This is a genomic window from Arthrobacter burdickii, assembly GCF_030433645.1.
Taxonomy (GTDB): domain Bacteria; phylum Actinomycetota; class Actinomycetes; order Actinomycetales; family Micrococcaceae; genus Arthrobacter_D; species Arthrobacter_D burdickii.
In genome coordinates this window covers 562,904-586,265 of sequence record NZ_JAROCG010000001.1, presented here as the reverse complement: position 1 = coordinate 586,265, position 23,362 = coordinate 562,904, and the positions used below count along the sequence as shown (strand labels likewise).

Sequence of the window (23,362 nt, the reverse complement as noted above, 5' to 3'; positions counted from 1 at the left end):
GTCGTATGCCCGGTTCCGCCGGAAAACCCGGCCTGGACCGGGCCGCGCTCCGGTTCCGCGCCTCGCCGGCCGGGCACGTCAGCGGAAGTCGCGGGACCTGGTGGTGGCCTTCAGATGAAGGACCTCGATGCGATCCGCCACGAGGTTGACGATTCCCTCGGAGGACCGTTCGAGGATTCCCCGCACGATCACGCTGCTCGCCTCCCGCGCCACGCGGCGGTAGCGCTGCCAGACCCCCACCGAGCAGATGACGTTCACCAGTCCCGTCTCGTCCTCCAGGTTCATGAACGTGATGCCGCTGGCGGTCGCCGGTCTCTGCCGGTGTGTCACGACTCCGCCCACCTCGACCCGCCGGCCGGACTCCGCCGTCCTCAGTTCCAGCGCCGTCAGTGCCCCACGGCGTTCCAGCCTGCTCCTGGCGTGACGTACCGGATGGTCGTCCGGGGTGATCCCGGTGGACCACAGGTCGGACCCGACCTTGTCGATGTCCGAGAGCTCGGGCATCAACGGCGGCTGGATGTACACGGCGGTCCCCTTGATCTGGCCCTCACGCTCGGTGGACGCGGGCCCGGCGTTCCACAGCGCTTCCCGCCTGCTCAGTCCCATCGAGTCGAAGGCGCCCGCCGCCGCCAGCGCCTCGAGCTGCCCGGCATTGACGCCCGTCCGCCGCGCCAGGTCCGGCATGTCCTCGTAGGGTCCGTTCCGTTCCCGCTCGGCGACGATCCTCTCCGCGAGCTTTGCCCCGAGTGATTCGACGCTGGCGAGCCCGAGCCGCACCGCATAGTTGCCGTCGCGGCGGTGGGGTGTCGAATCGAAGGGGGTGTCCTGGTCGAAGTAGCTCACCGGGGGCTGCTCGTCCTCGATGCAGCAGTCCATCCCGGTGGTGCGGCCCCGGGGATCGGCGGGAGGGTTGTAGCCCTCGATCGGTTCGAGGTCGGCGTGGACCCCGGAGTGCAGGATGTCGGGCCGCAGGACGACGGCGCCGTGTCGCCGGGCGTCCGCCACGAGGGTCTGCGGTGAGTAGAACCCCATGGGCTGGGCGCGCAGCAGGGCTGCGAGGAACGCGCCGGGATAGTGCAGCCTCAGCCAGGCGCTGACGTAGACCAGCAGCGCGAAGCTGATCGAGTGGCTCTCCGCGAACCCGAAGTTCGCGAACGCCTGGATCTTGTTGTAGATGGTGTCGGCCACATCGCCGGTGATCCCGTTGGCCTCCATCCCCTGGTACAGCTTGGCCTTCAGCGAATCGATCCGCTCCTCGCCCCGCTTGGATCCCATGGCCCGGCGCAGGAGGTCCGCGTCCGCACCGGTGCAGCCACCCACCACCATGGCCATCTGCATGAGCTGCTCCTGGAAGAGCGGTACGCCGAGGGTCCGTTCGAGGACCGGCTTCAGGTCGGGGTGCAGGTACCGGACCTCCTCCTCGCCCATCTTCCGCTTGATGTAGGGGTGCACGGCTCCGCCCTGGATGGGGCCGGGCCGTACGAGGGCCACCTCGATGACGAGGTCGTAGAACTGGCGGGGCTGTAGCCGGGGGAGCATGCCCATCTGGGCTCGGCTCTCCACCTGGAAGACCCCCACCGAGTCGGCGAAGCACAGCATGTCGTACACGCCCTGTTCCTCCTTCGGAATGGTGTGCAGCTCCCACTTCTCCCCGAAGTGCCGTTCCACGAGGTCGAAGTTGTACTGGATGGCGGCGAGGATGCCGAGGCCCAGCAGGTCGAACTTCACCAGCCCCATCCAGGCGCAGTCGTCCTTGTCCCACTGGAGGACTGTCCTGCCGTCCATCCGCCCATGCTCGATGGGGCATACTTCCCCGACGGGACGGTCCGTCAGCACCATGCCGCCCGAGTGGATGCCCAGATGCCGCGGGAACTTCAGGACTTCCTGGGCCAGTTCGACCACGGAGTCGGGGATGTCGTGGTCGCTGCTGGAGACGAGGCCGCCCCACCGCTCTATCTGCCGCGACCAGGCATCCTGCTGGCCCGGGCTGTGGCCCAGGGCCTTCGCCATGTCGCGGACCGCGAACTTGGGCCGGTAGGTGATGACGTTGGCGACCTGCGCGGCGTTGAAGCGCCCGTACTTGCGGTAGACGTACTGGATGACCTCCTCGCGGCGGTCCGAGTCGAAGTCCACGTCGATGTCCGGTTCCTCGTCGCGCATGCTCGAGAGGAACCGCTCGAAGGGGAGCTGGTACTTGATGGAGTCCACGGCGGTGATCTCCAGCAGGTAGCAGACCGCCGAGTTGGCGGCGGATCCCCGTCCCTGGCACAGGATCCCGTTGCGCCGCGCGTAGTGCACGAGGTCGTGGACGATCAGGAAGTATCCCGGGAAGTTCTTGCTCTCGATCACCTCCAGTTCACGTTCGATGCGCTCGCGCACATCGGTCCGGCCGCCGTAGAGCTTGTCCGCCCCCTGCCAGACGAGCTCGCGGAGGTAGCTCATCTGCGTGTGGCCCTCCGGGAGGTCGAGGTTCGGCAGGCCGGGCCGGACGCTGCGGAGGGTGAAGGAGAGATCGGCGGCGAGGTCCACGGTGCGCTCCACGGCTCCGGGATAGTCCCGGAACCGCCGCGCCATCTCGGCACCGCTGCGCAGGTGGGCGGCTCCCGCGGCGGGAAGCCAGCCGTCCATCTGGTCCAGGCTCCTGCGGGCCCGGACCGCGGCCAGGGCGGAGGCGAGCCGATGCTGCTTCGGGGTCGCGTAGTGCACGTTGTTGGTGGCCACGGTCGGCAGCGCGAGGCGTGCGGCGACGGCGGCCAGGGCGTCGTTGTGCGCGGTGTCCAGGGGATTGCCCTGGTTGATGAGTTCGACGGCGACCGAATCCCGGCCGAACAGCTCGACGAGCGTGCGGAGCTCCGCCTCGGCGGCGGATGCCCCGTCCGCGACGAGTGCCGAGCGCACCGCCCCCTTCCGGCAGCCCGAGAGGATCATCCACTGGCCCTGGGCGTGCCCGGCGAGGCTCTCGAGGTCGTAGCGGGGTTTGCCCTTCTCGGCGTCGGCGTCGAGCTGGGCTTCGGTGATGGCCGTGGACAAGCGGTGGTAGCCCGCCGATCCCCGGGCGAGGACGAGGAGGTGCCGGCCTTCCGGGTCGGCTTCACCGTTCTGCGGTCTGGACAGACCGAGGGAGAGCTCGGTGCCGTACATCGTCGAGAATCCGGGGTACTTTTCGGCGGCTTCCGCGAAGTGGACCACTCCGTACAGTCCGTCGTGGTCGGTGAGCGCCATTCCGGTGAGACCGAGGCGCTGGGCCTCCTCGGCGAGGTGCTCGGGACTGGATGCACCGTCGAGGAAGCTGAAGTTGGAGTGGACGTGGAGTTCCGCGTACGGCACCACGGGCCCCTCGGGGGCCGGAACGGCCGCGGGAGCGATGTAGGGCTGGCGTTTCCGTGACCAGGCGGGGCTGTCCCCGCCGTCGGCGCCGGGGGGCGGTGCCCCGGGCCGGGTGGTACCGGACAGGTTCCGTTCGAAGTCCGACCACGGGATCGGCGGATTGTTCCAGCCCATGGCGTCCCTCCCTGTCTGGATGTCCTGGAATTGTCAGTGCGGGTGCCGGCCGAGCTGCCGGGCACGGATGTCAGTCGTAGCCGGCCTCCACCCACCAGGCATGGTCCTCGAGGAGCAGCAGCCAGGCCGATCCGGACTGGTCCACGAGCTGGAAGCGGTTGAGCACGCGCCCCTTGGGGTCCCACCACCGCTCGTTGATCGGCCAGGGACCCGCCCAGGAGTGCACGGGCCTGCGGCCGTCGTCGGGCCCAGCACGGAAGAAGGCGGGGTCGGCACTCAGGAGGCCGCGGGGATCCACGTCGACCGGATTGCCGCGGCAGTCGACGACGGCGGCGGGCACGGGATCGGCGAACACGGTGGCCGGTGCCGGGCCGGGTAGGCGGCCGGGCCAGGGCTGGTTGCGGTCCTTTCCGGGCGCCTTCGCAGGCGACGGATCTCCCCAGGGGATGACGACGCGGCGGTCCGCGAGGAGCCGCCCGCCGGCGATGATCGCGGTGAGGACGGCGCCGTGGCCCAGCATGCTCTGCACGCGGGCCAGGCCGTGGTGGATGCCCTCGTCCGGTCCCGTTCCCCAGAGACCGTCCGCATGGTCGCTGAGGTCCTCGACGATGTCGGGCGCCACATGGACCCGCGTGATACCGGAGGTCAGGCCGTGATCGGAGGCAGAGGTGCCCTGGAGCTGCCACCGCACGCGGTCCACGATGTCGTCGGCATCGAACCAGCGCGGGTGCTGCCACCGGCGCTCGGACACCTCGCCCGACTCCGTGTGCAGCGAGACGTGCAGCGCGGTGCACACCAGCCCTGCCGCCCGCAGGGTGTCGACGAATTCACCGGCGGGTGTGCGGAAGGCGAACGCGAGCTGGTCGATGCGCGCGAGGGGCGGCTCGAAGTCCGCTGTCGTGTCGAGGTGGGGCGGCGGTTTCCGGGCGACGACGTCCCGGTGGTCGAGCCCGCTCGCCTGGCGGTGCGCGAGGGCGCCCTCGATGCCGAAGCGGTTACGGACGTCGGAGGCCTTGAGCGCCGCGAAATCACCGAGGGAACGGATGCCGAGGCGCTTGAGCAGCACGGTGAGCCGAGGCTGTTCGAGGACTTCCAGGGGGTAGCTGCCGAGGAACCACGGCGAGCGGCCGGGTGGGATGACGACCAGCCGGTCGGCGTCGGGGTCCTGGTCTGTGGCCCTGGCTGCCTGCTCGGCGGCGAACGGGCCGTCGGCGATACCGATGCGCACATCGGTGAGGCCGATGGCCGCGAGGGTCCGGAAGACCACGTCCGCGGCCCTGCCCTCGCTGCCGTAGTAGCGCGAGGGTCCCTTGACCTTGAGGGCGCACAGCCCCGGCCGGAGAACCTGGACGCCGGGCATGATGGTCTCCACGGCCGCGGTCACGGGTTCGAAGGTGCGTTCATCGAGCGAGGGATCGTAGGTCAGGGACACGAGCCCCGTGCTGCGGGCCTGGGCCTCCCGGATGCGCAGGCCCCTCTTCACGCCGTCCTGCCGTGCCGCGGGAGAGCAGGCGAAGACCTCTCCCCGGTCCACCAGGACGAGCGCCGTGTCTGCGGGCAGTGCGTGTTCGCGCAGCGCGGCGGTGATGGGCCAGTCCGGGCACCAGAGCATCAGGGTCCTGGTGGCGGGCTCCGCGGGTGCGGGCAGGGACGTCATGAGGATCTCGCCAGCCGTGGTTCGAACAGGGCGGTGGAAGCACGGCCGGGTGCGGCGCCGGGCTGGAGTCCCTCGGGCAGGAGGGCTCCCTGGGACGCGGTTCCAGGGGCGGGGGCCTGCAGGTCCGCCAGCCCCACATAGGCGTGGCGGAGCCGTCCGGAAGGCTGCGTCGCGGTGATCTTCATGCGGCGCGCCGCCAGGTGGCCCGTTCCCGCACCGAGGCCCTCCCAGGCGCTCTCGGCCACCCCGAGCGTGGAATCGCTCTGCTTCCAGGCGCCGAGGGTAATCAGTGCGGCACCTCGCTGGCGCAGCCGTGCCCTGAGCCGGGCCCATTCGGTGGGCGCCAGGTGCTCCGGGGCACGGGTCAGGATGACCGGGACGACATCCACGAGGGCTGCCGTGACGGTGAGCCACTGGGATCCGGGATCGGGGATCAGGATGAGGCGTTCGAGGTTGATCCCGAAGCCCTGTGCCGCTTCCACGCCGAAGTCCGGCACCCCGATGACGCTGCACCACAGACCCGCCGAGGAAGGGCCGGCAAGGAGGGCCATGGCGAGGGCCGTGGAGTTCCGGACCGTGTAGGAACCCCCCGACTGGAGGCCGCCGCCGGGCAGGATCCGGGCGAGGGCCGGGACCGTGGGCAGCCTGCGCGAATCGAGGGTGCCGGCCTGCATGCTGTTGATGCGGGCCTGGAGGCCGAGGGCGACGTCGGCTGGTGAGGTTCCCCGGCGGCCGGCGGGTTCCGGGTAGGACGTCTCCCCTGAGGAGGAAGGCTCCCGTCCGAGGGAAGGGCCGGCAGCTGGAGGCGTCACTCGTCAATATTCGAATACGTGTTCGATTAAGTCAATCAGCGTGCCCCGGCTGGAATACCGCTGGAATTACCGCTGGAATACGGCCTTTTTCTGGTAGGTGCAGCCCCGGATCGGGCCGGCCGGCAGGCGCAGCACTGCACCTGCCGCCGTCGTTTCCCGGGTGTCAGGCGTCCGATGTCTTGCGCGCGGCCTCGCGTTCCTTCACCCGCGCGGCCTCGGCGCGGACAGCGGCCTGCGTGGCGCGCTCCGACACCAGCCAGGCGGGCGGATCCTGCAGCAGGGCGGTGATCTGCTCGCTGGTCAGGGGATCCGTGATGCCTCCGCGCGCCAATCCGCTGATGGAGATCCCGAGCTTCTGCGCGACGACGGGGCGCGGGTGCGGGCCGTTGCGGCGCAGGTCGGCGAGCCACTCCGGCGGGGTCTGCTGCAGTTCGTTGAACTCGGCGCGCGTCAGCTCGGTCTCCTGGAAGTCCTGGGGAGCTGCGGGCAGGTAGATTCCCAGTTTCTTGGCCGCGGTGGCGGGTTTCAGTGTCTGGGGAGTTTTCGCGGGAGTCATTGTCCAAGCTTAACGTCAGGCTCGACGGTCACGGCTCAACGGTTCCGGACAGGCGCTACTGTGATCAGGTGCCCACCGACCAGCCCCGAACCCTGTCCGTCGGCTTCGTGCCGGGCGTGACGCCGGGCAAGTGGGTGGCACGGTGGCGTGAACGGCACCCGGAGGTGCCCCTCGAGCTCCGGCAGCACGACGACGACGCCCTGGCGGCACTGCGGGACGGCTCCGACGACGTCGTCTTCGTCCGGCTCCCGGTGGACCGCGCGGGGCTCCACCTGATCCCCCTTTACGAGGAGCAGCCCGTGGCGGTGATGTCACGGGACAACGAACTGTCGCTCTACGACGACGTCCCGCTCGAGGAACTCGAGGGCCTGCTCGACGTCGCGGAGTGCGGCGGCCCGAAGACGGCCGTCGAGGTGGCCGCGTCCGGCGCGGGCGTCGTCGTCCTGCCGATGTCCCTCGCACGCCTCCATGCGCGGAAGGATGCCGTGCACCGTCCCGTCCCGGGCCTGCCGACGACGACGATCGGTATCGCCTGGCGGATGGAGGACGAGTCCGACGACGTCGAGGAGTTCATCGGCATCGTCCGCGGACGCACGGCCCAGAGCTCCCGGCAGCCCTCGCAGCGCGAGGCGCCCAAGAAGAGCGCGTCGCAGAAGGCGGCCGCGAAGAAGGCCGCCGCGGGGGGAGCCAAGGGGCAGAAGGAGAACAGGAAGCCTTCGCCGCCCGGAAAGGCGGCACGTCCTTCCGGTTCGCGCGGAAAACGGCGCTGACGCCCCCTCCTGATCCATCCATCCTTCGGAGAGCACTTCATGGACGCTGACGTTCTCATCATCGGTGCGGGACTCGCCGGCCTCGTCGCCGGCAACGAGCTCGTCCGGGCGGGCCGGAAGGTCGCCATCGTGGAGCAGGAGAACGGCCGGAACCTCGGCGGGCAGGCGTTCTGGTCCTTCGGCGGCCTCTTCCTGGTCGACACGCCCATGCAGCGGCGCCTCCGTGTCCGGGACTCCTTCGACCTCGCCTGGCAGGACTGGCAGGGATCGGCGGCGTGGGACCGCCTCGACGGGCACCTGCCCGAGGACGAATGGGCGGCGCAGTGGGGCCGGGCCTACGTCGAATTCGCAGCCGGGGACAAGCGTCCGTGGCTCGAGGAGCAGGGCGTGAGGTTCACGCCCCTGGTGGGGTGGGCCGAGCGCGGCAGCGGTACGGCGGCCGGGCACGGCAACTCCGTCCCCCGGTTCCACGTGCCGTGGGGCACGGGCACGGGCATCTCGGAGCCCTTCGCCGACAAAGCCCGGACGGCCGCGGAGGAAGGATCCCTGACCTTCTTCTTCCGCCACCAGGTCGACGGACTCATCCTGGACGGGGACACCGTCACCGGCGTGCACGGGACGGTCCTGGCTGCGGACGACGCCGGGCGTGGGATCCCCTCGAGCCGGCAGGCGGTCGGCGGCTTCGAGCTGCGGGCGCAGGCCGTGGTGATCGCCAGCGGCGGGATCGGCGGCAACCATGAGCAGGTCCGCCGGTGGTGGCCCGCACGCCTCGGCACGCCGCCGTCGGACATGATCACCGGTGTCCCGCAGCACGTGGACGGCAGGATGCTGGACATCGCCACCGGTGCCGGGGTTCGGCTCGTCAACCGCGACCGGATGTGGCACTACACGGAGGGCGTGCGGAACTGGGACCCGGTCTGGCCGCAGCACGGCATCCGGATCCTGCCCGGTCCGTCCTCCCTGTGGTTCGATGCGCTCGGGCGGCGCCTGCCCGCCCCGGGCCTGCCCGGATACGACACCATCGGCACCCTGGCGATCCTCAGGAACACCCCCGACATCGCCCAGTACGACCATTCGTGGTTCATCCTGACCCAGAAGATGATCGAGAAGGAGTTCGCGCTGTCGGGGTCGGAGCAGAACCCCGACCTCACGAACCGGGACGTGGGACTGCTGCTGAGGAGCCGGCTCGGGCGGGGAGCGCCCCCACCTGTCGAGGCGTTCAAGAAGAACGGCGAGGACTTCGTCGTCGCCGGCAACCTGACCGACCTCGTGGCCGGGATGAACACCCTCACCGACACCGCCCTGCTGGATCGAGACCTCATCGAGCGGCAGATCCGGCAACGCGACGCGGAGCTGGACAACCCCTATTCCAAGGACCTGCAGGTCATGGGCATCCACAACTCGCGCCGGTTCCTCGGGGACAGGCTCACGCGGACGGCAAGTCCCCACAAGATCCTCGATCCCGCCGCGGGGCCCCTGATCGCCGTGAAGCTGCACGTCATCACCCGGAAGACCCTCGGCGGCATCCAGACGGACCTGACCGGGAGGGCCTTCGACACGGCGGGACACCCGATCTATGGGCTCTATGCTGCCGGGGAGGCCGCCGGCTTCGGCGGGGGAGGTGCGCACGGGTACAACGCCCTCGAAGGGACCTTCCTCGGTGGCTGCATCTTCACGGGCCGGACCGTGGGCCGCTCCCTCGCAGCACTGCTCTAGCGGTACTTCGCCAGCGGTACTTCCCTGCTTCAGGCCTGCGCCGGCTGGCCGTTGCTCGCCATCGTCCCGCCGTCCACGGGAAGGACGACGCCGGTGATGAAGCGCGCGTCCTCGCTCGCGAGGAAGAGGATGGCGGCGGCCACCTCCTCGGGCAGGCCGCCGCGCCCGAGGGCGATGCGCCGCGAGAACTCGTCGGAGAGTTCATGGGCCGCGCCGTCGTCGCTCGTGAGGTCCGTCCAGATGAATCCGGGGGCGACGGCGTTCACCCGCACGCCGTCCCTGCCGTGGTCCAGCGCGACGGCGCGGGTGAAATTGCTGACGCCGCCCTTGGCCGCGTTGTAGGCGCTCATCCGCCAGTCGCCGGCCAGGCCGGACACCGAGGAGACGTTGACGATGCATCCCCGGGTCTCCAGGAGATGCCCGAGGGCCGCCTTGGTGCCGTAGAACACGCCGGAGAGGTCCGTCTCGATCACACGGTGCCAGTCGTCCACGCTGGTGTCCTGGACGGTTCCCTGCGTGATGGTACCGGCGTTGTTGACGAGGATGTCGAGGCGCCCGTACCGCGCGACGGTCTCCTGCATCATGGCCTCCACCTGCCCGAAGTCCGAGGAGTCCGCAGGTACCGCCGCCGCCCGTCCCTCCGGCAGGGAAACGACGACTGCGTCGATCTTGTCCGGAACCGAATCGGTCAGGACCACCCTCGCCCCTTCGGCGACGAAGCGCCGTGCCGTCGCCTCCCCGATGCCGGAACCGGCTCCCGTGACGACGGCGACCTTCCCATCGAATCGCTGCTGCATGCCCGCAGTCTCAGTCCGGGGTCTCGGACTGGAGCTCGATGAACTGCCAGTCCTCGTCGCCCAGGGGGTCCTCGCCGGACGGCCCGCCCGCCCCGGCGATCGCCGACTGCACGGACTCCGGGAGGTCCCCGGCACCGGAGTGTTCACGGAGCCACTGCTTCGCCTCGACGTCCACACGCGTCCACCACTGCTCGATGGGTTCCATCGCCACCTCTCCGTCCTGTCGGTCCTCCCACCGTCGCACCCGCCTCCGGCCGCACGCAACGGGAGGATCGGTACCGTCCTCCACTCCCGGCGGGGCGCCCCACCTGCTACCGGCAGCCGGCTCTCAGGGGTCGAAGTGCGTCTCGGGCTCGGCCTGCCCGATGGATGCCACGACGGAGGCCGCGATGTCGCGGACCTTCTCGTTGCGGCTGTTGGACACCGACTTCAGGATGGTGAGGGCCTCCACCTGGCTGCAGCGGTTCTGCGCCATGATGATCCCGATCGCGATGTCGATGGCGGTCCTCGACGTCATCGCAGCCTTGAGGTTCGTGACCGACTCGCTGTGCTGGGCCAGCCGGACCGAGAGCATCAGGGCCTTGGACGTCTGTGCGACGAAGGTCTCCGCGGTGGCGATGGCCGCGGGATCGAAGCCACCCTTCGCCGTCGAGTAGACGTTCAGGGCGGCACGGGCGCCGGCTTCGAGCGAGAACGGGACGGCCAGGATCGAGCCCACACCGTGCTCGGCAGCGCGGGAGAGATAGCCGCTCCAGCGTTCATCGGTGGTGACGTCGGCGACGTGCACCGTGCGCTGCTCCTCGCAGGCGGTGAGGCACGGACCCTCGGAGAAGAGGTACTGCAGTTCGTCGAGCTCCCTGGCAGCCTCGTTGCTGCTGGCGACGGTGCCGGGCCGCTTGTTGCGCAGGAGGGTGATGCCGCACAGCGTCTCCCCGGGCTGTTCGAACAGGCGGACAGCGGCGAAGCGGGCGAATTCGGCGAGGAACTCCTCGACGTCGTCCGTGTCGAGGAGGAGGTCCTGGAGGTAGTCCGTGGTGGTCTGCCCGGCAACCTGGTCGGCCATGTGTACTGATCCTGTTTCGTTCAACCACCGGGCATCGCGTGCATCGCGCCTGCGGGGCGTCCGGATACCTCCGGAACCGATACACAAACCCAGGGTGTCTGTGTTCGGCCTTCTGCTAGACCATTAGCCAGCCTACACAGTACGAAAGGTCGTACTGGATAGGCGATGGCTTGACCGGGGAAGGGAGGCGCATGCCTCCCTCCCCGGTCGGTGCAACCTGTCAGACGGTGGCGTGCTCCGTGCCGACGGGCGTGACGACCTCGGCGGTGGGTTCCATGTTCTCCGCGTCCACCATCCACGCGTACTGCTCCAGCTTGGCGATGAACCCGTGCAGCAGGTCCGCAGTGGTGGGATCCTCCTCGTCGATCTGGTCATGCACGTCACGCATGGTCTTCACTGTGGCGTTCAGCATGCGGACCACGAGGCCCACGGTGTCCTTGGTGGAGACGAGGCCGGCGGGAAAGGGATCGATCCTGGTGCCTTCGGCGACGGCGACGCTGCGGCCGTCCGGGACTGCGTGCAGTGCGCGCATGCGCTCGGCCATCTCGTCCGCGAAGAGGCGGGCGTCGTCGATGATCTCGTCCAGCTGCAGGTGGAGGTCGCGGAAGTTCTTGCCGACCACGTTCCAGTGGGCCTGCTTGCCCTGCAGGTGCAGTTCGACCAGGTCGACCAGGACGGCCTGCATGTTGTCCGCGAGGGTGGGTGAAGCCTTCATGAATCCTCCAGTGCTAGAGAAATTTTCTCCTCCCGGCAGGGCGCCGGACGCACCGATCCGCGCCGGGGGACTCCTTTCACACTAGCCCTGCGCGTTGGCCAAATCCAACGGATCTGCATACGCTAAGGGGACTTACGGTTTTGCCGTTCCGTATCTCCGAACGGGAACGGACGGCGCCGGAGTCTCTACGAAGGAGGAACCGTTTTGGCTTCAGTGCAGGAATCTATCGACGTAGCAGTACCGGTCAGTACGGCCTACAACCAGTGGACCCAATTCGAGAGCTTCCCGCAGTTCATGGGCGGCGTCGAGTCCATCACGCAGACCTCGGACACCACCACCCACTGGGTGACGAGCATCGGTGGCGTGAAGCGCGAGTTCGACGCCGAGATCACCGAGCAGCACCCGGACGAGCGCGTCGCCTGGAAGAGCACCGATGGCGAATCGCACGCCGGCGTGGTCACCTTCCACCGCCTCGACGAGAACACCACGCGGCTCATGGTGCAGATCGACTGGCACCCCGAGACGTTCACCGAGAAGGTCGGTGCCGTCGTGCATGCGGACGCCGCACAGGTGAAGGGCGACCTCAAGAGGTTCAAGCAGTTCATCGAGAAGAGTGGCGGGGAGACCGGCGCCTGGCGCGGGGACGTCGAGGCACCGCCGACCGGTGGTACCAGCGACGCGACACCCGCTAACAGCACGCTCCCGGACACCTCCACGAACGACCCCGATTCGGGCGGCCCGCGCGTCGGCTGACGGCGCTCCGGTGACAGGAGGCGGATCCCCCGGGGGTCCGCCTCTTCGCTGTCCTAGGGGATGTCCCCGACCTCGATCAATGCGATCGACTCGGTCGCCTGCCGGGACAGCTCGGGCGAGATGGGCGAGCTCTTCGCCGCCTCTGCGGCCTCGGCCTGGCCTTCCGCGCTGACGGCGTAGGTTCCGAAGGCCCGGATGACGGCGGCGGTAGCCTCGTTCTCGTAGCGCGCGCAGTAGACGTGGTACGACACCAGGACCAGGGGGTAGACACCGGGTTCGCCGGTGGTCCGGTCCAGGTCGAGTGCGATGTCGTAGTCCTCACGTCCCGGCACACGGGTCGCGAGGTCGACGGCGGCAGCCGCCGCCTCCGAGCTGACCGGTACGTAGTCCTCGCCGACCTTCAGGGCCGCGCGGCCGAGGGGGTCGCCCACCGCCGAGTCGTCGGCGTAGGTCACCGCACCGACGGTGCTGGCCACGGTGCTCACCACCCCGGCGTTGCCCTTGGCGTTCTCGTTCTCGAGGCCCGCCGGCCACGTTCCGTCGGGTTCGTCGGTCCAGATCTCGGGGACCACCGCGTGAAGGTAGTCCGTGAAGTTCTCGGTGGTCCCCGAGTCGTCGGACCGGCTGACGGCCGAGACCGGCAGGGCCGGGAGGTCGACGCCGTCGTTCTGCGCTGCGATGGCGGGGTCGTTCCACAGGGCGATGTCGCCCCGGAAGATGCGGGCCACGGTGGCGGCGTCGAGCTTCAGTTCCGGGATCCCCGGGAGGTTGAACGCGACACTGATGGGCGAGACGTAGGCCGGGATGTTGAAGGCACCTCCCGGCCCGCACACCTCCGTGGACGCGGCGAGTTCCTCGTCGCTGAGGTAAGCATCGGATCCGGCGAATCCCACGGCTCCCGCGAGCAGGGCCCCGCGCCCGGCTCCGGAGCCGTCGGGCGAGTACTGCACCTGGGCCCGCGGGTAGAGCGTGGCGAAGCCCGCACGCCAGGCGTCCATCGCCGGGCCCTGGGCCGAGGATCCCGCCGCGGTCACCGCTCCCTGCAGGCTCGTGTCCCCGCGCTGCGCTGCGGCTTCCTGCTCCGCGCCCAGCGGGTAGTCGGACCCGCAGGCGGTCAGGCCGAGGATGACGGCGAGGGACAGGGACAGGGTGGCTCGGATTCTCACCGGAGCAACGTTACAGGTGGCGAAAAGGTGAACCCAAGGTGGACGGCGGAGGGACGCGCTGATTGCGGTTCGGTCACCCGCGGCGCAGGTGGTAGCCGTCCGACCGGTGCACGAGCCGGCGGCCGCCGCCGTCGTTCAGGAGGATCCACAGCACGGAGGCATCATCGGTCCTCATGTCCAGCACGCCGCGGAGCTGCGTCCCTGCCGGGTGCTGGAGGGTGACGTGTTCGCCGCGCCTGAAGCCCGACCAGTCCTGGGATTCCGAATCGCTGACGGGGGAGGGGGATGCGTTCATGGCGGGCCTTTCGCAGGAGTTCGGGATCCCCACGCTAGCCCTGCCGTCTGAACGCCCTCTGAACGTGGGGTGAAGGGTGGGCGGACGGAGCGGATCCGGGGATCAGAGGGTGCGCCAGTCCCCGCTCGTGAGGTGCGACCCCGCCTGCGGCCCCATGAGGAGCATCCCGCCGTCCACCACGAACGAGGCGCCGTTGACGTAGCTGGACGCGCCGGATGCGAGGAAGGCGACGACGTCGGCGATCTCCTCCGGGGCGCCCGGGCGGCCCAGGGGGATGCCCGGGCGGTCCATGCTGTGCGGATCCTGGTCCTCGGAATCGTTCATCGGGGTGTTGATCTCCCCGGGCAGCACGGCGTTGGCGGTGATCCCCCGGTCGGCGAGCTCGAGCGCGATGGTCCTCACCAGGCCACCGAGCCCGTGCTTGGAGGCGTCATAGGCGGCCGAGCCGACGCGCGGCTGCTCCTGGTGCACGCTGGTGACGGCGATGATCCGCCCGCCCCTGCCGCCGTCGATCATGTGGCGGGCGGCGCGCTGGATGCAGACGAAGGCGCCGTCGAGGTTCGCGCCCAGGGTGCCCCGCCAGGTGTCCCAGTCCGTCTCCAGGAACAGGGTGCCGCCGTTGACGCCCGCATTGTTGACGAAGACGTCGAGCCCGCCGAGCTCCTGCGCGAGCTGGTCGACGACGTCCCCGCAGGCCGGGGCATCCGTGGTGTCCAGCTGGGCTACCGCGGCGCGGACGCCCTTTTCGCGGACGAGGCGCGCGGTCTCCTCGGCGCCCTCCTGGTCCGAGTGCCAGGTGACGCCCACGTCGCATCCGGCGGCTGCGAGGGCGATGGCGGTGGCCCGCCCGATACCCGAATCGGAGCCGGTGACGATTGCCTTGCTCGGTGTGAAGTCCATACCCCATCCTTTGCGCCCGGGTCAGGCATGTGCAAGGAAAAAGTGCGGGTGCCGCGGCGGCTTCATGCGGTGCCGAGGCGGTGTTAAGCACAGCAACCCCCGGGCGGGCGCCCGGGGGTTGCTGTCAGGAGGGATCAGGCCTCGACGGCTTCCTGGTGTCCGGCAGTGGACGCAGGGGCGTCGACGGCCGTGGACTCGACCGTGGACTCGCCGCTCACGATCTCGATCTTGCGGGGCTTCGCGCGCTCGATGACCGGGATCATCACGCTGAGGACACCGTTCTCGTAGCGTGCGGAGATTCCCTCCGTGTCGACACCCTGGCCCAGGTTGAGCTGGCGCAGGAACGAGCCGCTCTCACGCTCCCGGGTCAGCCACTTCACTCCTTCGGCGCTGCGCAGCGTGCGCTCCGCGCGGATGGTCAGGAGCTGGCCGTCGACGTCGATGTCGACCGATCCGGGATCGATGCCCGGAAGGTCCGCGGCAAGGACGTAGTGGTCCTTCTCGCGGTAGAGGTCCATCGGCATGAGGCGGAGTCCCGGACGGCTCTCCAGAAGAGCGCCGGCAACGCGGTCCAGCTCGCGGAACGGATCAAACTTCATGGCCACTGGAAACATCTCCTTCACAGATGCCACCGGCAGGTGGGTTCTTCAGGGTTGAGCGCCCCTCGCTCAACTACGAAAAATGTTAGCACTCGACCCCCGGGAGTGCTAACGAATTTTGTTCGCTCAGAACGAACACCGTGCATAGAAAAGAAGGCCCGTACCAAGCGGTACGGGCCTTCTTCCTGGTGCTGCCACCAATCGATCCTCGTGCCTGCGCGGGGCCTCGATCCCCGGGCCTTCCGCGTGTGAAGCGGATGCTCTACCAGACTGAGCTACACAGGCAATTGGTTCTCCAACAGCTTAGGCCATCCGGGCGCCGCACCAAATTCCCCTCCCTGACGTCCCTGCGGTGCCTGCGCTGGTCATCGGTGTCCCGTCTCAGTAGCCTGAAGGAAAGCCTGCTGAGCATTGTCGCCGATCCGGGACAGATTCCGAGCTTCCGCGGGCATGGCCACGACGAAGGGACCGCACCATGGACAACCAGGACATCCTGCAGCGCATCCAGGCACTCGTCCAGGAGGAACACGAACTGCGCGAGCAGCCCCAGGACGCCGGAGCCGGAGCGGAGCACCAGGACCACGCGGCCCGGCTGAAGCGGGTCGAGGAGGACCTCGACCAGTGCTGGGACCTGCTCCGCCAGCGGCGGGCGAAGGCCGACGCCGGGGAGGACCCCGCCGAGGCCGATGCCCGTCCCATTCCCCAGGTGGAGGGGTACCGCCAGTAATGGGGGTTCCGCTGGTGCTGTTCGACGTCAACGGGACGCTCTCGGACATGGGGCTCATGTCCCAGCACTTCGAGGAGATCGGGGTACCTCCGCAACTCTCCGCACTCTGGTTCGCCTCGGTCCTCCGGGACGGCTTCGCTCTGACCGCCGCCGGCCAGAACCCGTCCTTCCGTGCGGTCGCCGAGGGGGCACTGCATGCGGTGCTCGCAGGTCAGGTCCTCAACCGGGACACCGACACCGCCGTCGAGCACGTGATGGACGCCCTCCAGGAGCTTCCGGTGCACCCGGACGTGCCCGAGGGGATCCGCGCGCTCGCCGGGGGAGGCTTCGGTACCGCAGCACTCACCAACGGCTCCAGGGCGACGGCGGAGGGCCTGCTGGAGCGGGCCGGCCTCCACATCGATACGGTGCTGTCGGTCGAGGACGCCCCGCGGTGGAAGCCCGCGCCGCAGGCGTATGCCTATGCGGTCGAGGCGCTGCAGCAGCAGGCGGGCGACGTCGTGCTGGTCGCTGTCCACCCCTGGGACATCGACGGCGCCGCCCGCGCCGGCCTCCGCACCGCCTGGCTGAACCGCGACGGGGTTCCGTATCCGCCGGCCATGATGCCTCCGGACCACGAGGTGGCGGAGATCGCCGAGCTGGCCGGGGTCCTGCAGTCCTGACCAGCGGGTGCAGCACGGCATCAAGGAAGCATAAAGACGTCGCCGGGCTGCCCGGTGTCCGCTTGAATGGGTAGGTGGTGCCGACCGGCCGCACCCCTGTCACCCCGTCCCCTGGAGGTCGAGCATTCCCGTGAGGCCGAGCAGGAGAACCTCCCGGGAGCCGGCGCCGGCCGCCGCAGTCCTGCGCGGCTCGCTGAGGACCATCCGGACCTGGGTGGCGCGCCACAGCCCCAAGCATCCCGCCCAGGTGATCGTGCTCGGCTTCGCGGCGGCGATCCTCGTCGGCACCGTACTGCTGATGATCCCGACATCGAAAGCCGGACCGGGCGGTGCGACATTCCTCGAGGCACTGTTCACGGCGACCTCCGCCGTCTGCGTGACGGGGCTGGTCGTCGTCGACACCCCCCGCTACTGGACCGGCGAAGGACAGGTCATCATCCTCGCCCTGATCCAGGTCGGCGGCTTCGGCATCATGTCCTTCGCATCGCTCCTCGGTGTCCTGCTCGCCCGCCGCCTGGGTCTGCGCTCCCGGATCCTGACTGCGGTCGAGACCAAGAGCGAGGGATTCGGCGACGTCCGCAACGTGCTCCTCGGCGTCCTGCGCATCACCCTCGTCGTGGAGGCGGCAACCGCGGTCCTGCTGGGTGCGCGCTTCTTCCTCGGCTACGGCTACGGCCCGGGAGAAGCCGCGTGGCTGGGGATCTTCCACTCGGTGTCGTCCTTCAACAACGCAGGCTTCGCCCTTTTCAGTGACAACCTGATCGGCTATGTCGGCGACCCGTGGATCTGCCTGCCGATCAGCGTGGCCGTCATCATCGGCGGACTGGGCTTCCCCGTCCTGTTCGAACTGCGGCGCCACTTCCGGTACCCGCACAGGTGGCACATGAACACCAAGCTCGTGCTGAGCGGCACCGTCCTCCTGCTCGTCTCCGGCACCGTCTTCATCACCGCCGTCGAGTGGTCCAACCCGGCGACCCTCGGCACGCTGAGGCCGGGGGAGAGGATCCTCGCCGGGTTCTTCCAGTCCGCGATGGCGCGGACCGCGGGCTTCAACAGCGTGGACTTCGCCGACGTCCACCCCGTCACGCTGCTGGCCACGGACATGCTGATGTTCATCGGCGGCGGTCCTGCAGGAACGGCCGGCGGCCTGAAGATCACCACGATCGGCGTCCTAGTCTTCATCCTCTACACGGAGATCAGCGGCGGCAACGCCGTCAACATCTTCGGCAAGCGCCTGCCCCGTTCGGCACACCGGCAGGCCATCTCGATCGTGCTCCTCGCCGTCGGCCTCGTCCTCGGGGCCACGATGTTCCTTCTGCTCATCACGGACTTCGGCCTGGACCGCATACTCTTCGAGGTCGTCTCGGCCTTCGCCACCGTGGGGCTCTCGACCGGTATCACGGCCGGCATCCCGCCCGCGGGTCAGGCCGTCCTGATCCTGATGATGTTCGCCGGGCGCCTCGGTCCGGTGACCCTCGCTTCCGCCCTCGCGCTCCGCTCTCGACCCCTCATTTATGAATACCCGAAGGAAAGGCCCCTCATTGGCTAGGAAAGGTCTGTTCTCCCCCAAATCCGGCGAAGCGGCCGCGGTCGCCGAGACCGTCGCCGTCATAGGCCTCGGCCGGTTCGGTGCCGCCCTGGCCCTCGAACTCGAGGAGGCCGGAACCGAGGTGCTCGGCATCGACAACGACGAGGACGTCGTCCAGTCCTACAACGGCCTCCTCACGCACGTGGTGCGTGCCGACACCACCAAGGAAGAGGCGCTGCGACAGCTGTCCCTGCCCGAATTCGACCGTGTGGTGGTGGGCATCGGTGCCGACCTGGAGGCGAGCATCCTCACGACGTCGATCCTGCTGCGCTTCGAGCGGCCCACCATCTGGGCGAAGGCCATCAGCGAGGCGCACGCCCAGATCCTCTCGCAGCTCGGCGTGGAGCGCGTGATCCGGCCCGAGCACGACATGGGCAAGCGCGTGGCCCACCTGGTGCGCGGAACGATGCTCGACTACGTGGAGTTCGAGGACAACTTCGCGATGGTGAAGACCCGACCGCCGCGCGAATACTGGAACCGCGAGCTCGGCACGACGGGCCTGCGCGAGAAGTACGGCGTCACCGTGGTCGCCGTCAAGCGCAAGGGAGGCGAGTGGGACTACACGACGATGCAGACCACGCTCTATGACGACGACGAGATCATCGTGGCCGGTCCGACGGCCAAGGCCGAGTTCTTCAGCTCCCAGGTCTAGGACGTCTCCGGAGACGTCCCGATTGCCGGGATCACCAGCCCGGGATCGCCAGTCCGGGATCGCCAGTCCGGGATCGCCAGTCCGGGATCGCCAGTCCGGGAGCGCCAGACCGGGGGCCTCAGGCCTTCCGTGAAAGCCAGGACAGCGTCAACGCACCGGCACTGCGCCGGAAACCGCTACGGCCGGAGACGACCTCGAGAACCGCCCAGACGGCCAGGGAGACGGTACTCGCGAGGCGCAGGCGCTCGCGGTTCCTCTCCTCGAGGGCCATGAAGGAGGCGGCACCGAGCAGTGCCCAGCCGAGGATCGGTGCATTCGGTTTCAGCGCGATGGTCTGACGGCCGAGGCTGTCGGTGAAGAATCTCATGCGCCCTTCTTCCTGGAGGTCCCGGAGGCCTTTTTTGCGTCGGCCTTCTTCTCGCGGTTCTTCTCGACACTGCGGCGGAGGGCTTCCATGAGGTCCAACACGTTGTCGCCGTCGTCCTCGTCCTTGTTCGCACCGAAGGTCTCCTCGGTGTTGATGGTGTCGCCCTTCTCGATCTTGGCGTCGATCAGGGTGCGCAGCTGGACCTGGTAGTCGTCCGTGAAGTTCTCCGGATCGAAGTCCGTGGAAAAGGATTCCACGAGCGCCGCCGACATCTGCTTCTCCTTCGCGGAGATGCGGACCTTCTCCTCGAGTGCGGGGAAGGAGGCCTCCCGGACCTCGTCATCCCACAGCAGCGTCTGGAGCATGAGGACGTCCCCGCGTACGCGCAGCGCGGCGAGGCGGCTCTTCTGGCGGAGGGAGAACTGCACGATCGCGGTCCGGTCCGTCTCCTCGAGCGTGCGCCGCAGCAGGACGTAGGCCTTGGTCGACGTGCTGTCCGGTTCGAGGAAGTAGGCGCGGTCGAACATGATCGGGTCGATCTGGTCGCTCGGCACGAACTCGACCACCTCGATCTCCCGGCTCCTCTCGACAGGCAGGGACGAGAGGTCCTCCTCCGTCAGGACGACCGTGTGCTCGCCGTCGTCGTACGCCTTGTCGATGTGCTTGAAGTCCACGACCTCGTCACAGACCTCGCAGCGCCGCTGGTACCGGATGCGGCCGCCGTCCTTGTCATGCACCTGGTGGAGGGCGATGTCGTGGTCCTCCGTGGCGCTGTAGACCTTGACCGGCACATTGACCAGGCCGAACGCGACCGCACCCTTCCAGATGGCTCTCATGGGTCAAGTGAACACCAAGCAGGCTTACCGTGCCAGAGGATCCCGGCCGCCCACCCCTAGACTTGAGGCGTGACTTCCGAGACCGTAGAGCCCATCGTCAGCAAGACAACCAGCGACGACGGGGCCACCGTGCTGCGCCTGGAGTTCCAGTTCGCGTTCCCGCCGACCGTGCTGTGGAAGCACCTGACCGAGGCGGACAAGCTGAAGTACTGGTTCCCCTGCGAGATGGAGTTCGAGCCGCGCAAGGACGAGGAGATCCTCTTCCGCTACGCCGACCAGAAGCCCCTTCGCGGCGTCGTGCTGGAGGTCGAACGGCCCTCGGTCCTCGCCTACACCTGGGAGAAGGACAGCCTCCGCTGGGAACTGGCGCGGACGGGGGACAACGGCACGCAGCTCGTGCTGTTCCTCACGCCGGGCAGCCCCCGGCACTCGGCGACCATGGCCGCCGGGTGGCACCTCACCATCGCCGGGCTCGACGATTTCCTGAACAAGCGCAACCTCGGCCAGGACCCGGCCCTGTGGGACATCTATGTCAACCGCTACCGCGAGCAGTTCGCCGACTAGGCTACAACGGCTCCCGGCCGTGCGGTCCGCCGGCTGATTGGTACTGGAATACCGCCGCCATCCGGTCAAGACTGGGGGACATGGCCCCTCCCCGCAGCTCACGGCAGCAGACCGTAACCGTGGAGGGGCGCACTTTACGGCTGTCAAACCTGGACAAGGTGCTCTATCCGGCGACGGGGACCACCAAGGCGGACGTCCTCGCCTACTACGCGGCAGTGGCCCCGCACCTGATCCGGCACGCGGCACATCGTCCGGTCACGCGTAAACGCTGGGTCCATGGCGTCGGCACGCCGGAGGCACCCGGCGAGATGTTCTTCCAGAAGAACATCGACGACAACGCGCCGGACTGGGTGCCACGGAACGCGATCCAGCACAAGGACCACGTGAACGTCTACCCCCTGGTCAACGACCTGGCGACGCTCACCTGGCTCGGGCAGATCGCCGCGATCGAGATCCACGTGCCGCAGTGGCGCTTCGACGCCGACGGTGCGAAGGAGAATCCTGACCGCCTCGTGCTGGACCTCGACCCCGGCAAGGGCGCCGCGCTCGCGGAATGCGCCGAGGTGGCCCGGCTCGCCCGGCCCATCCTGCAGGGCATGGGGCTCGAACCGTTCCCCGTCACCAGCGGGTCGAAGGGCATCCACCTCTACTGCGCGCTCGACGGCCGGCAGACCTCGGAGCAGGTCTCCGCCGTCGCCCACGAACTGGCACGCGCCCTCGAGGCCGACCATCCCGACCTGGCAGTCAGCGACATGAAGAAGGCGCTACGCTCGGGCAGGGTACTGGTCGACTGGAGCCAGAACCACGTCAACAAGACGACCGTGAGCCCGTACTCCCTCCGCGGGCGCTTCGAGCCGACGGTCGCGGCGCCGCGCACGTGGGAGGAGCTCGACGACGCCGACCTCGGGCACCTCGACTACCGGGAGATGATGCGGCGCATCGAGTCCCTGGGGGACATCCTTGCTCCCGCGACGCCGCCCGCCACTGTCACCGATGCGGCACGGGACGCGCCGGACCGGCTGTCCACATACCGGGCCATGCGGGATGCGTCCCGCACGCCGGAGCCTGTTCCCGAGACCGTGGGCCCGCCGGGCGGCAACAGCTTCGTCATCCAGGAGCACCACGCCCGGCGGCTGCACTACGATTTCCGGCTCGAGCGCGACGGCGTCCTCGTCTCGTGGGCCATCCCGAAGGGCCCGCCGCTGACGCCGAGCAGGAACCACCTCGCGGTCCAGACGGAAGACCATCCGCTCGACTACGGATCCTTTGCCGGAACTATTCCCAAGGGGGAATATGGGGCCGGTGAGGTTTATCTCTGGGATTCCGGCACCTATGAGCTGGAGAAGTGGCGGGACGGCAAGGAAGTCATCTGCACGCTCCACGGGAGGCCCGACGGCGGCCTGGCCCGCGGCGGGACCGCGATCCGCCGGTACGCGCTCATCAATACCGGGGGCGGACCGAACGGCAAGAGCAACTGGCTGATCCACCTCATGAAGGACCAGCCCGCCGAAGCGGACACCGGGCATGGCCGCGACGTCGATCCTGCAGGGTCCGCGCCGGCCCCCGAGGACGGTGCCTCCGGGAACGGTGCCTCCGGGAACGGCGGCTCCCGGAACGGCGGCGATGTTCCCGCTGCCCCGACCTCCCCGCCGACCTCTTCGCCGGGCCCGGCGGACGAGCGCGCCCGCCCTGCCGGGGCCGACATCGTCCGCCCCATGCTCGCCACGCTCGGGTCCGAGCAGGCCATCCCCACCCCGGACGAGTGGGCGTACGAGATGAAGTGGGACGGCGTACGCTGCATCGCCGTCGTCCGGGACGGCGTCGTCACCCTGGTCAGCCGCAACGGCATCGACACCACGCGCACCTACCCGGAGCTCGGCGACCTCGGTGAGTTCCTCAGCGCCGACAGCGCCGTGCTCGACGGCGAGATCGTGGCCCTCAACGCGAAGGGCCGCCCCGACTTCAGCCTCCTCCAGACACGCATGAAGCTGACGCACCGGGCTGAGATCGACGCGGTCCGGCAGAAGACGCCCGTGCGCCTCATGCTCTTCGACCTGCTGGAACTCGACGGCAACGACCTCACCGGCCTGGAGTACTGCCAGCGGCGGGAACTCCTCGAGAAGGCGGTCGACGAGGCGGAGGACGGCCACGTCCAGGTGCCCCCGGCCCTCGACGCGACGCTCGAGGAGGCCGTGGAGGCGAGCAGGCAACTGGGTCTCGAAGGCATCATGGCCAAGCGGCTCTCGAGCGACTACCAGCCCGGGACGCGGTCGGCGTCGTGGGTGAAGATCAAGCACCTGCACACGCAGGAGGTCGTCGTGGTGGGGTGGCGGCCGGGCAAGGGCAACCGTGCGGCGAAGGTCGGCTCGCTCCTCGTCGCCGTTCCGGACGGCGTCGACCTGCGCTACGTGGGACGCGTCGGATCCGGCCTCACGGAGCGGGACCTCGCCGAGGTGGGTGCCCGGCTCAAGAAGCTGGCACGCAAGACGGCGCCGCTCGACGACGTCCCGGGAGCCGACGCGTCCGATGCCCACTGGGTCCGGCCCGCCCTGGTGGGAGAGGTCCAGTACAGCGAGCACACGGGCTCCGGGCGCCTCCGGCACCCCGTGTGGCGGGGGTGGCGACCTGACAAGACGCCCTCGGACGTCGTCGTCGAATTCTGACGT

At 69.0% G+C, this 23,362-nt stretch carries 23 protein-coding genes and 1 tRNA gene; 9 read left to right on the top strand and 15 right to left on the bottom strand.

Annotation, left to right across the window (positions count from 1 at the left end):
• Positions 1-78: 78 nt before the first annotated feature.
• The 4 genes from P5G52_RS02725 to P5G52_RS02710 all read right to left on the bottom strand — a co-directional run bounded on the left by P5G52_RS02725 (position 79) and on the right by P5G52_RS02710 (position 6,526).
• Positions 79-3,501: an error-prone DNA polymerase gene (locus P5G52_RS02725; RefSeq protein ID WP_301224462.1), complete on the bottom strand. Its 3,423-nt coding sequence runs from the start codon at positions 3,499-3,501 to the stop codon at positions 79-81.
• A gap of 70 nt (positions 3,502-3,571) precedes the next feature.
• Entirely contained in the window at positions 3,572-5,158 is a 1,587-nt protein-coding gene (locus P5G52_RS02720; protein ID WP_301224461.1) for a DNA polymerase Y family protein, read from the bottom strand.
• Positions 5,155-5,970, bottom strand: coding sequence for a hypothetical protein (locus tag P5G52_RS02715; protein ID WP_301224460.1), 816 nt, complete (start codon positions 5,968-5,970; stop codon positions 5,155-5,157). The genes P5G52_RS02720 and P5G52_RS02715 overlap by 4 nt, the downstream gene beginning before the upstream one ends.
• Before the next feature lie 163 nt (positions 5,971-6,133).
• Entirely contained in the window at positions 6,134-6,526 is a 393-nt protein-coding gene (locus P5G52_RS02710; protein WP_301224459.1) for a DUF5997 family protein, read from the bottom strand.
• Positions 6,527-6,594: 68 nt separating this feature from the next.
• Here P5G52_RS02710 and P5G52_RS02705 point away from each other — a divergent pair, with 68 nt between their 5' ends.
• Together P5G52_RS02705 and P5G52_RS02700 are read left to right on the top strand one after the other, a co-directional pair.
• Positions 6,595-7,296 (top strand): LysR family transcriptional regulator substrate-binding protein, encoded by a 702-nt coding sequence (locus tag P5G52_RS02705; RefSeq protein ID WP_301224458.1) that lies wholly within the window; start codon positions 6,595-6,597, stop codon positions 7,294-7,296.
• Between the two features lie 39 nt (positions 7,297-7,335).
• Positions 7,336-9,012 (top strand): FAD-binding dehydrogenase, encoded by a 1,677-nt coding sequence (locus P5G52_RS02700; RefSeq protein WP_301224457.1) that lies wholly within the window; start codon positions 7,336-7,338, stop codon positions 9,010-9,012.
• A gap of 29 nt (positions 9,013-9,041) precedes the next feature.
• Here P5G52_RS02700 and budC read toward each other — a convergent pair whose 3' ends face one another.
• The 4 genes from budC to P5G52_RS02680 form a co-directional block, all read right to left on the bottom strand.
• Complete coding sequence (budC, locus tag P5G52_RS02695) at positions 9,042-9,809, bottom strand: meso-2,3-butanediol dehydrogenase (protein WP_301224456.1); 768 nt, start codon at positions 9,807-9,809, stop codon at positions 9,042-9,044.
• 10 nt (positions 9,810-9,819) lie between these two features.
• On the bottom strand, positions 9,820-10,020 hold the full coding sequence (locus P5G52_RS02690; protein ID WP_435868635.1) for a hypothetical protein: 201 nt from the start codon (positions 10,018-10,020) through the stop codon (positions 9,820-9,822).
• 117 nt (positions 10,021-10,137) lie between these two features.
• A complete protein-coding gene (locus tag P5G52_RS02685) occupies positions 10,138-10,872 on the bottom strand; it encodes a GAF and ANTAR domain-containing protein (protein WP_301224455.1) in 735 nt (244 codons plus the stop codon).
• A 220-nt stretch (positions 10,873-11,092) separates the two neighbouring features.
• Positions 11,093-11,587: a Dps family protein gene (locus tag P5G52_RS02680; protein ID WP_301224454.1), complete on the bottom strand. Its 495-nt coding sequence runs from the start codon at positions 11,585-11,587 to the stop codon at positions 11,093-11,095.
• Between the two features lie 213 nt (positions 11,588-11,800).
• On the opposite strand from P5G52_RS02680, the gene P5G52_RS02675 reads away from it, so the two are divergent.
• Complete coding sequence (locus P5G52_RS02675) at positions 11,801-12,340, top strand: SRPBCC family protein (RefSeq protein ID WP_363321904.1); 540 nt, start codon at positions 11,801-11,803, stop codon at positions 12,338-12,340.
• A gap of 53 nt (positions 12,341-12,393) precedes the next feature.
• Here the strand turns inward: P5G52_RS02675 and pstS are convergent, their stop codons facing one another.
• The 5 genes from pstS to P5G52_RS02650 form a co-directional block, all read right to left on the bottom strand.
• On the bottom strand, positions 12,394-13,506 hold the full coding sequence (gene pstS, locus P5G52_RS02670) for a phosphate ABC transporter substrate-binding protein PstS (RefSeq protein ID WP_301224453.1): 1,113 nt from the start codon (positions 13,504-13,506) through the stop codon (positions 12,394-12,396).
• Between the two features lie 73 nt (positions 13,507-13,579).
• Complete coding sequence (locus P5G52_RS02665) at positions 13,580-13,801, bottom strand: hypothetical protein (protein ID WP_301224452.1); 222 nt, start codon at positions 13,799-13,801, stop codon at positions 13,580-13,582.
• A 102-nt stretch (positions 13,802-13,903) separates the two neighbouring features.
• Complete coding sequence (locus P5G52_RS02660; RefSeq protein ID WP_301224451.1) at positions 13,904-14,701, bottom strand: SDR family oxidoreductase; 798 nt, start codon at positions 14,699-14,701, stop codon at positions 13,904-13,906.
• Between the two features lie 134 nt (positions 14,702-14,835).
• Positions 14,836-15,300 (bottom strand): Hsp20/alpha crystallin family protein, encoded by a 465-nt coding sequence (locus P5G52_RS02655; RefSeq protein WP_301228612.1) that lies wholly within the window; start codon positions 15,298-15,300, stop codon positions 14,836-14,838.
• A gap of 211 nt (positions 15,301-15,511) precedes the next feature.
• Positions 15,512-15,585, bottom strand: a tRNA-Val gene (locus tag P5G52_RS02650).
• Positions 15,586-15,775: 190 nt separating this feature from the next.
• Here P5G52_RS02650 and P5G52_RS02645 point away from each other — a divergent pair.
• The 4 genes from P5G52_RS02645 (at position 15,776) to P5G52_RS02630 (ending at position 18,929) form a co-directional block, all read left to right on the top strand.
• The gene (locus tag P5G52_RS02645; protein WP_301224450.1) at positions 15,776-16,027 is read left to right on the top strand and encodes a DUF2630 family protein; all 252 of its coding nucleotides are present in this window, start codon (positions 15,776-15,778) and stop codon (positions 16,025-16,027) included.
• Positions 16,027-16,689 carry a haloacid dehalogenase type II gene (locus tag P5G52_RS02640; protein WP_301224449.1) on the top strand — a complete coding sequence of 221 codons (663 nt, stop codon included), beginning with the start codon at positions 16,027-16,029 and terminating at the stop codon, positions 16,687-16,689. The genes P5G52_RS02645 and P5G52_RS02640 overlap by 1 nt, the downstream gene beginning before the upstream one ends.
• A gap of 214 nt (positions 16,690-16,903) precedes the next feature.
• Positions 16,904-18,238, top strand: coding sequence for a TrkH family potassium uptake protein (locus P5G52_RS02635; protein WP_435868689.1), 1,335 nt, complete (start codon positions 16,904-16,906; stop codon positions 18,236-18,238).
• Positions 18,204-18,929 carry a potassium channel family protein gene (locus P5G52_RS02630; RefSeq protein WP_435868634.1) on the top strand — a complete coding sequence of 242 codons (726 nt, stop codon included), beginning with the start codon at positions 18,204-18,206 and terminating at the stop codon, positions 18,927-18,929. Before P5G52_RS02635 ends, P5G52_RS02630 begins: the two co-directional genes overlap by 35 nt.
• 118 nt (positions 18,930-19,047) lie before the next feature.
• Here P5G52_RS02630 and P5G52_RS02625 read toward each other — a convergent pair whose 3' ends face one another.
• Together P5G52_RS02625 and ku are read right to left on the bottom strand one after the other, a co-directional pair.
• Positions 19,048-19,296 carry a hypothetical protein gene (locus P5G52_RS02625; protein WP_301224446.1) on the bottom strand — a complete coding sequence of 83 codons (249 nt, stop codon included), beginning with the start codon at positions 19,294-19,296 and terminating at the stop codon, positions 19,048-19,050.
• Entirely contained in the window at positions 19,293-20,132 is an 840-nt protein-coding gene (gene ku / locus P5G52_RS02620) for a non-homologous end joining protein Ku (protein WP_301224444.1), read from the bottom strand. The genes P5G52_RS02625 and ku overlap by 4 nt, the downstream gene beginning before the upstream one ends.
• A gap of 69 nt (positions 20,133-20,201) precedes the next feature.
• Between ku and P5G52_RS02615 the strand changes: the two genes are divergently transcribed.
• Together P5G52_RS02615 and P5G52_RS02610 are read left to right on the top strand one after the other, a co-directional pair.
• The gene (locus tag P5G52_RS02615; RefSeq protein ID WP_301224442.1) at positions 20,202-20,696 is read left to right on the top strand and encodes an SRPBCC domain-containing protein; all 495 of its coding nucleotides are present in this window, start codon (positions 20,202-20,204) and stop codon (positions 20,694-20,696) included.
• 80 nt (positions 20,697-20,776) lie between these two features.
• Positions 20,777-23,359, top strand: a complete 2,583-nt coding sequence (locus P5G52_RS02610; protein ID WP_301224440.1) for an ATP-dependent DNA ligase — start codon at positions 20,777-20,779, stop codon at positions 23,357-23,359.
• Positions 23,360-23,362: the final 3 nt, after the last annotated feature.

What these genes read in the sequence shown, in the direction of transcription:
- P5G52_RS02725 (WP_301224462.1), bottom strand. Translation starts at nt 3,501, where the DNA reads ATGGGCTGGAACAATCCGCCGATCCCGTGGTCGGACTTCGAACGGAAC.
- P5G52_RS02720 (WP_301224461.1), bottom strand. Translation starts at nt 5,158, where the DNA reads ATGACGTCCCTGCCCGCACCCGCGGAGCCCGCCACCAGGACCCTGATG.
- P5G52_RS02710 (WP_301224459.1), bottom strand. Translation starts at nt 6,526, where the DNA reads ATGACTCCCGCGAAAACTCCCCAGACACTGAAACCCGCCACCGCGGCC.
- P5G52_RS02700 (WP_301224457.1), top strand. Translation starts at nt 7,336, where the DNA reads ATGGACGCTGACGTTCTCATCATCGGTGCGGGACTCGCCGGCCTCGTC.
- budC (WP_301224456.1), bottom strand. Translation starts at nt 9,809, where the DNA reads ATGCAGCAGCGATTCGATGGGAAGGTCGCCGTCGTCACGGGAGCCGGT.
- P5G52_RS02685 (WP_301224455.1), bottom strand. Translation starts at nt 10,872, where the DNA reads ATGGCCGACCAGGTTGCCGGGCAGACCACCACGGACTACCTCCAGGAC.
- P5G52_RS02680 (WP_301224454.1), bottom strand. Translation starts at nt 11,587, where the DNA reads ATGAAGGCTTCACCCACCCTCGCGGACAACATGCAGGCCGTCCTGGTC.
- P5G52_RS02665 (WP_301224452.1), bottom strand. Translation starts at nt 13,801, where the DNA reads ATGAACGCATCCCCCTCCCCCGTCAGCGATTCGGAATCCCAGGACTGG.
- P5G52_RS02660 (WP_301224451.1), bottom strand. Translation starts at nt 14,701, where the DNA reads ATGGACTTCACACCGAGCAAGGCAATCGTCACCGGCTCCGATTCGGGT.
- P5G52_RS02655 (WP_301228612.1), bottom strand. Translation starts at nt 15,300, where the DNA reads ATGAAGTTTGATCCGTTCCGCGAGCTGGACCGCGTTGCCGGCGCTCTT.
- P5G52_RS02645 (WP_301224450.1), top strand. Translation starts at nt 15,776, where the DNA reads ATGGACAACCAGGACATCCTGCAGCGCATCCAGGCACTCGTCCAGGAG.
- P5G52_RS02640 (WP_301224449.1), top strand. Translation starts at nt 16,027, where the DNA reads ATGGGGGTTCCGCTGGTGCTGTTCGACGTCAACGGGACGCTCTCGGAC.
- P5G52_RS02630 (WP_435868634.1), top strand. Translation starts at nt 18,204, where the DNA reads ATGAATACCCGAAGGAAAGGCCCCTCATTGGCTAGGAAAGGTCTGTTC.
- P5G52_RS02625 (WP_301224446.1), bottom strand. Translation starts at nt 19,296, where the DNA reads ATGAGATTCTTCACCGACAGCCTCGGCCGTCAGACCATCGCGCTGAAA.
- ku (WP_301224444.1), bottom strand. Translation starts at nt 20,132, where the DNA reads ATGAGAGCCATCTGGAAGGGTGCGGTCGCGTTCGGCCTGGTCAATGTG.
- P5G52_RS02610 (WP_301224440.1), top strand. Translation starts at nt 20,777, where the DNA reads ATGGCCCCTCCCCGCAGCTCACGGCAGCAGACCGTAACCGTGGAGGGG.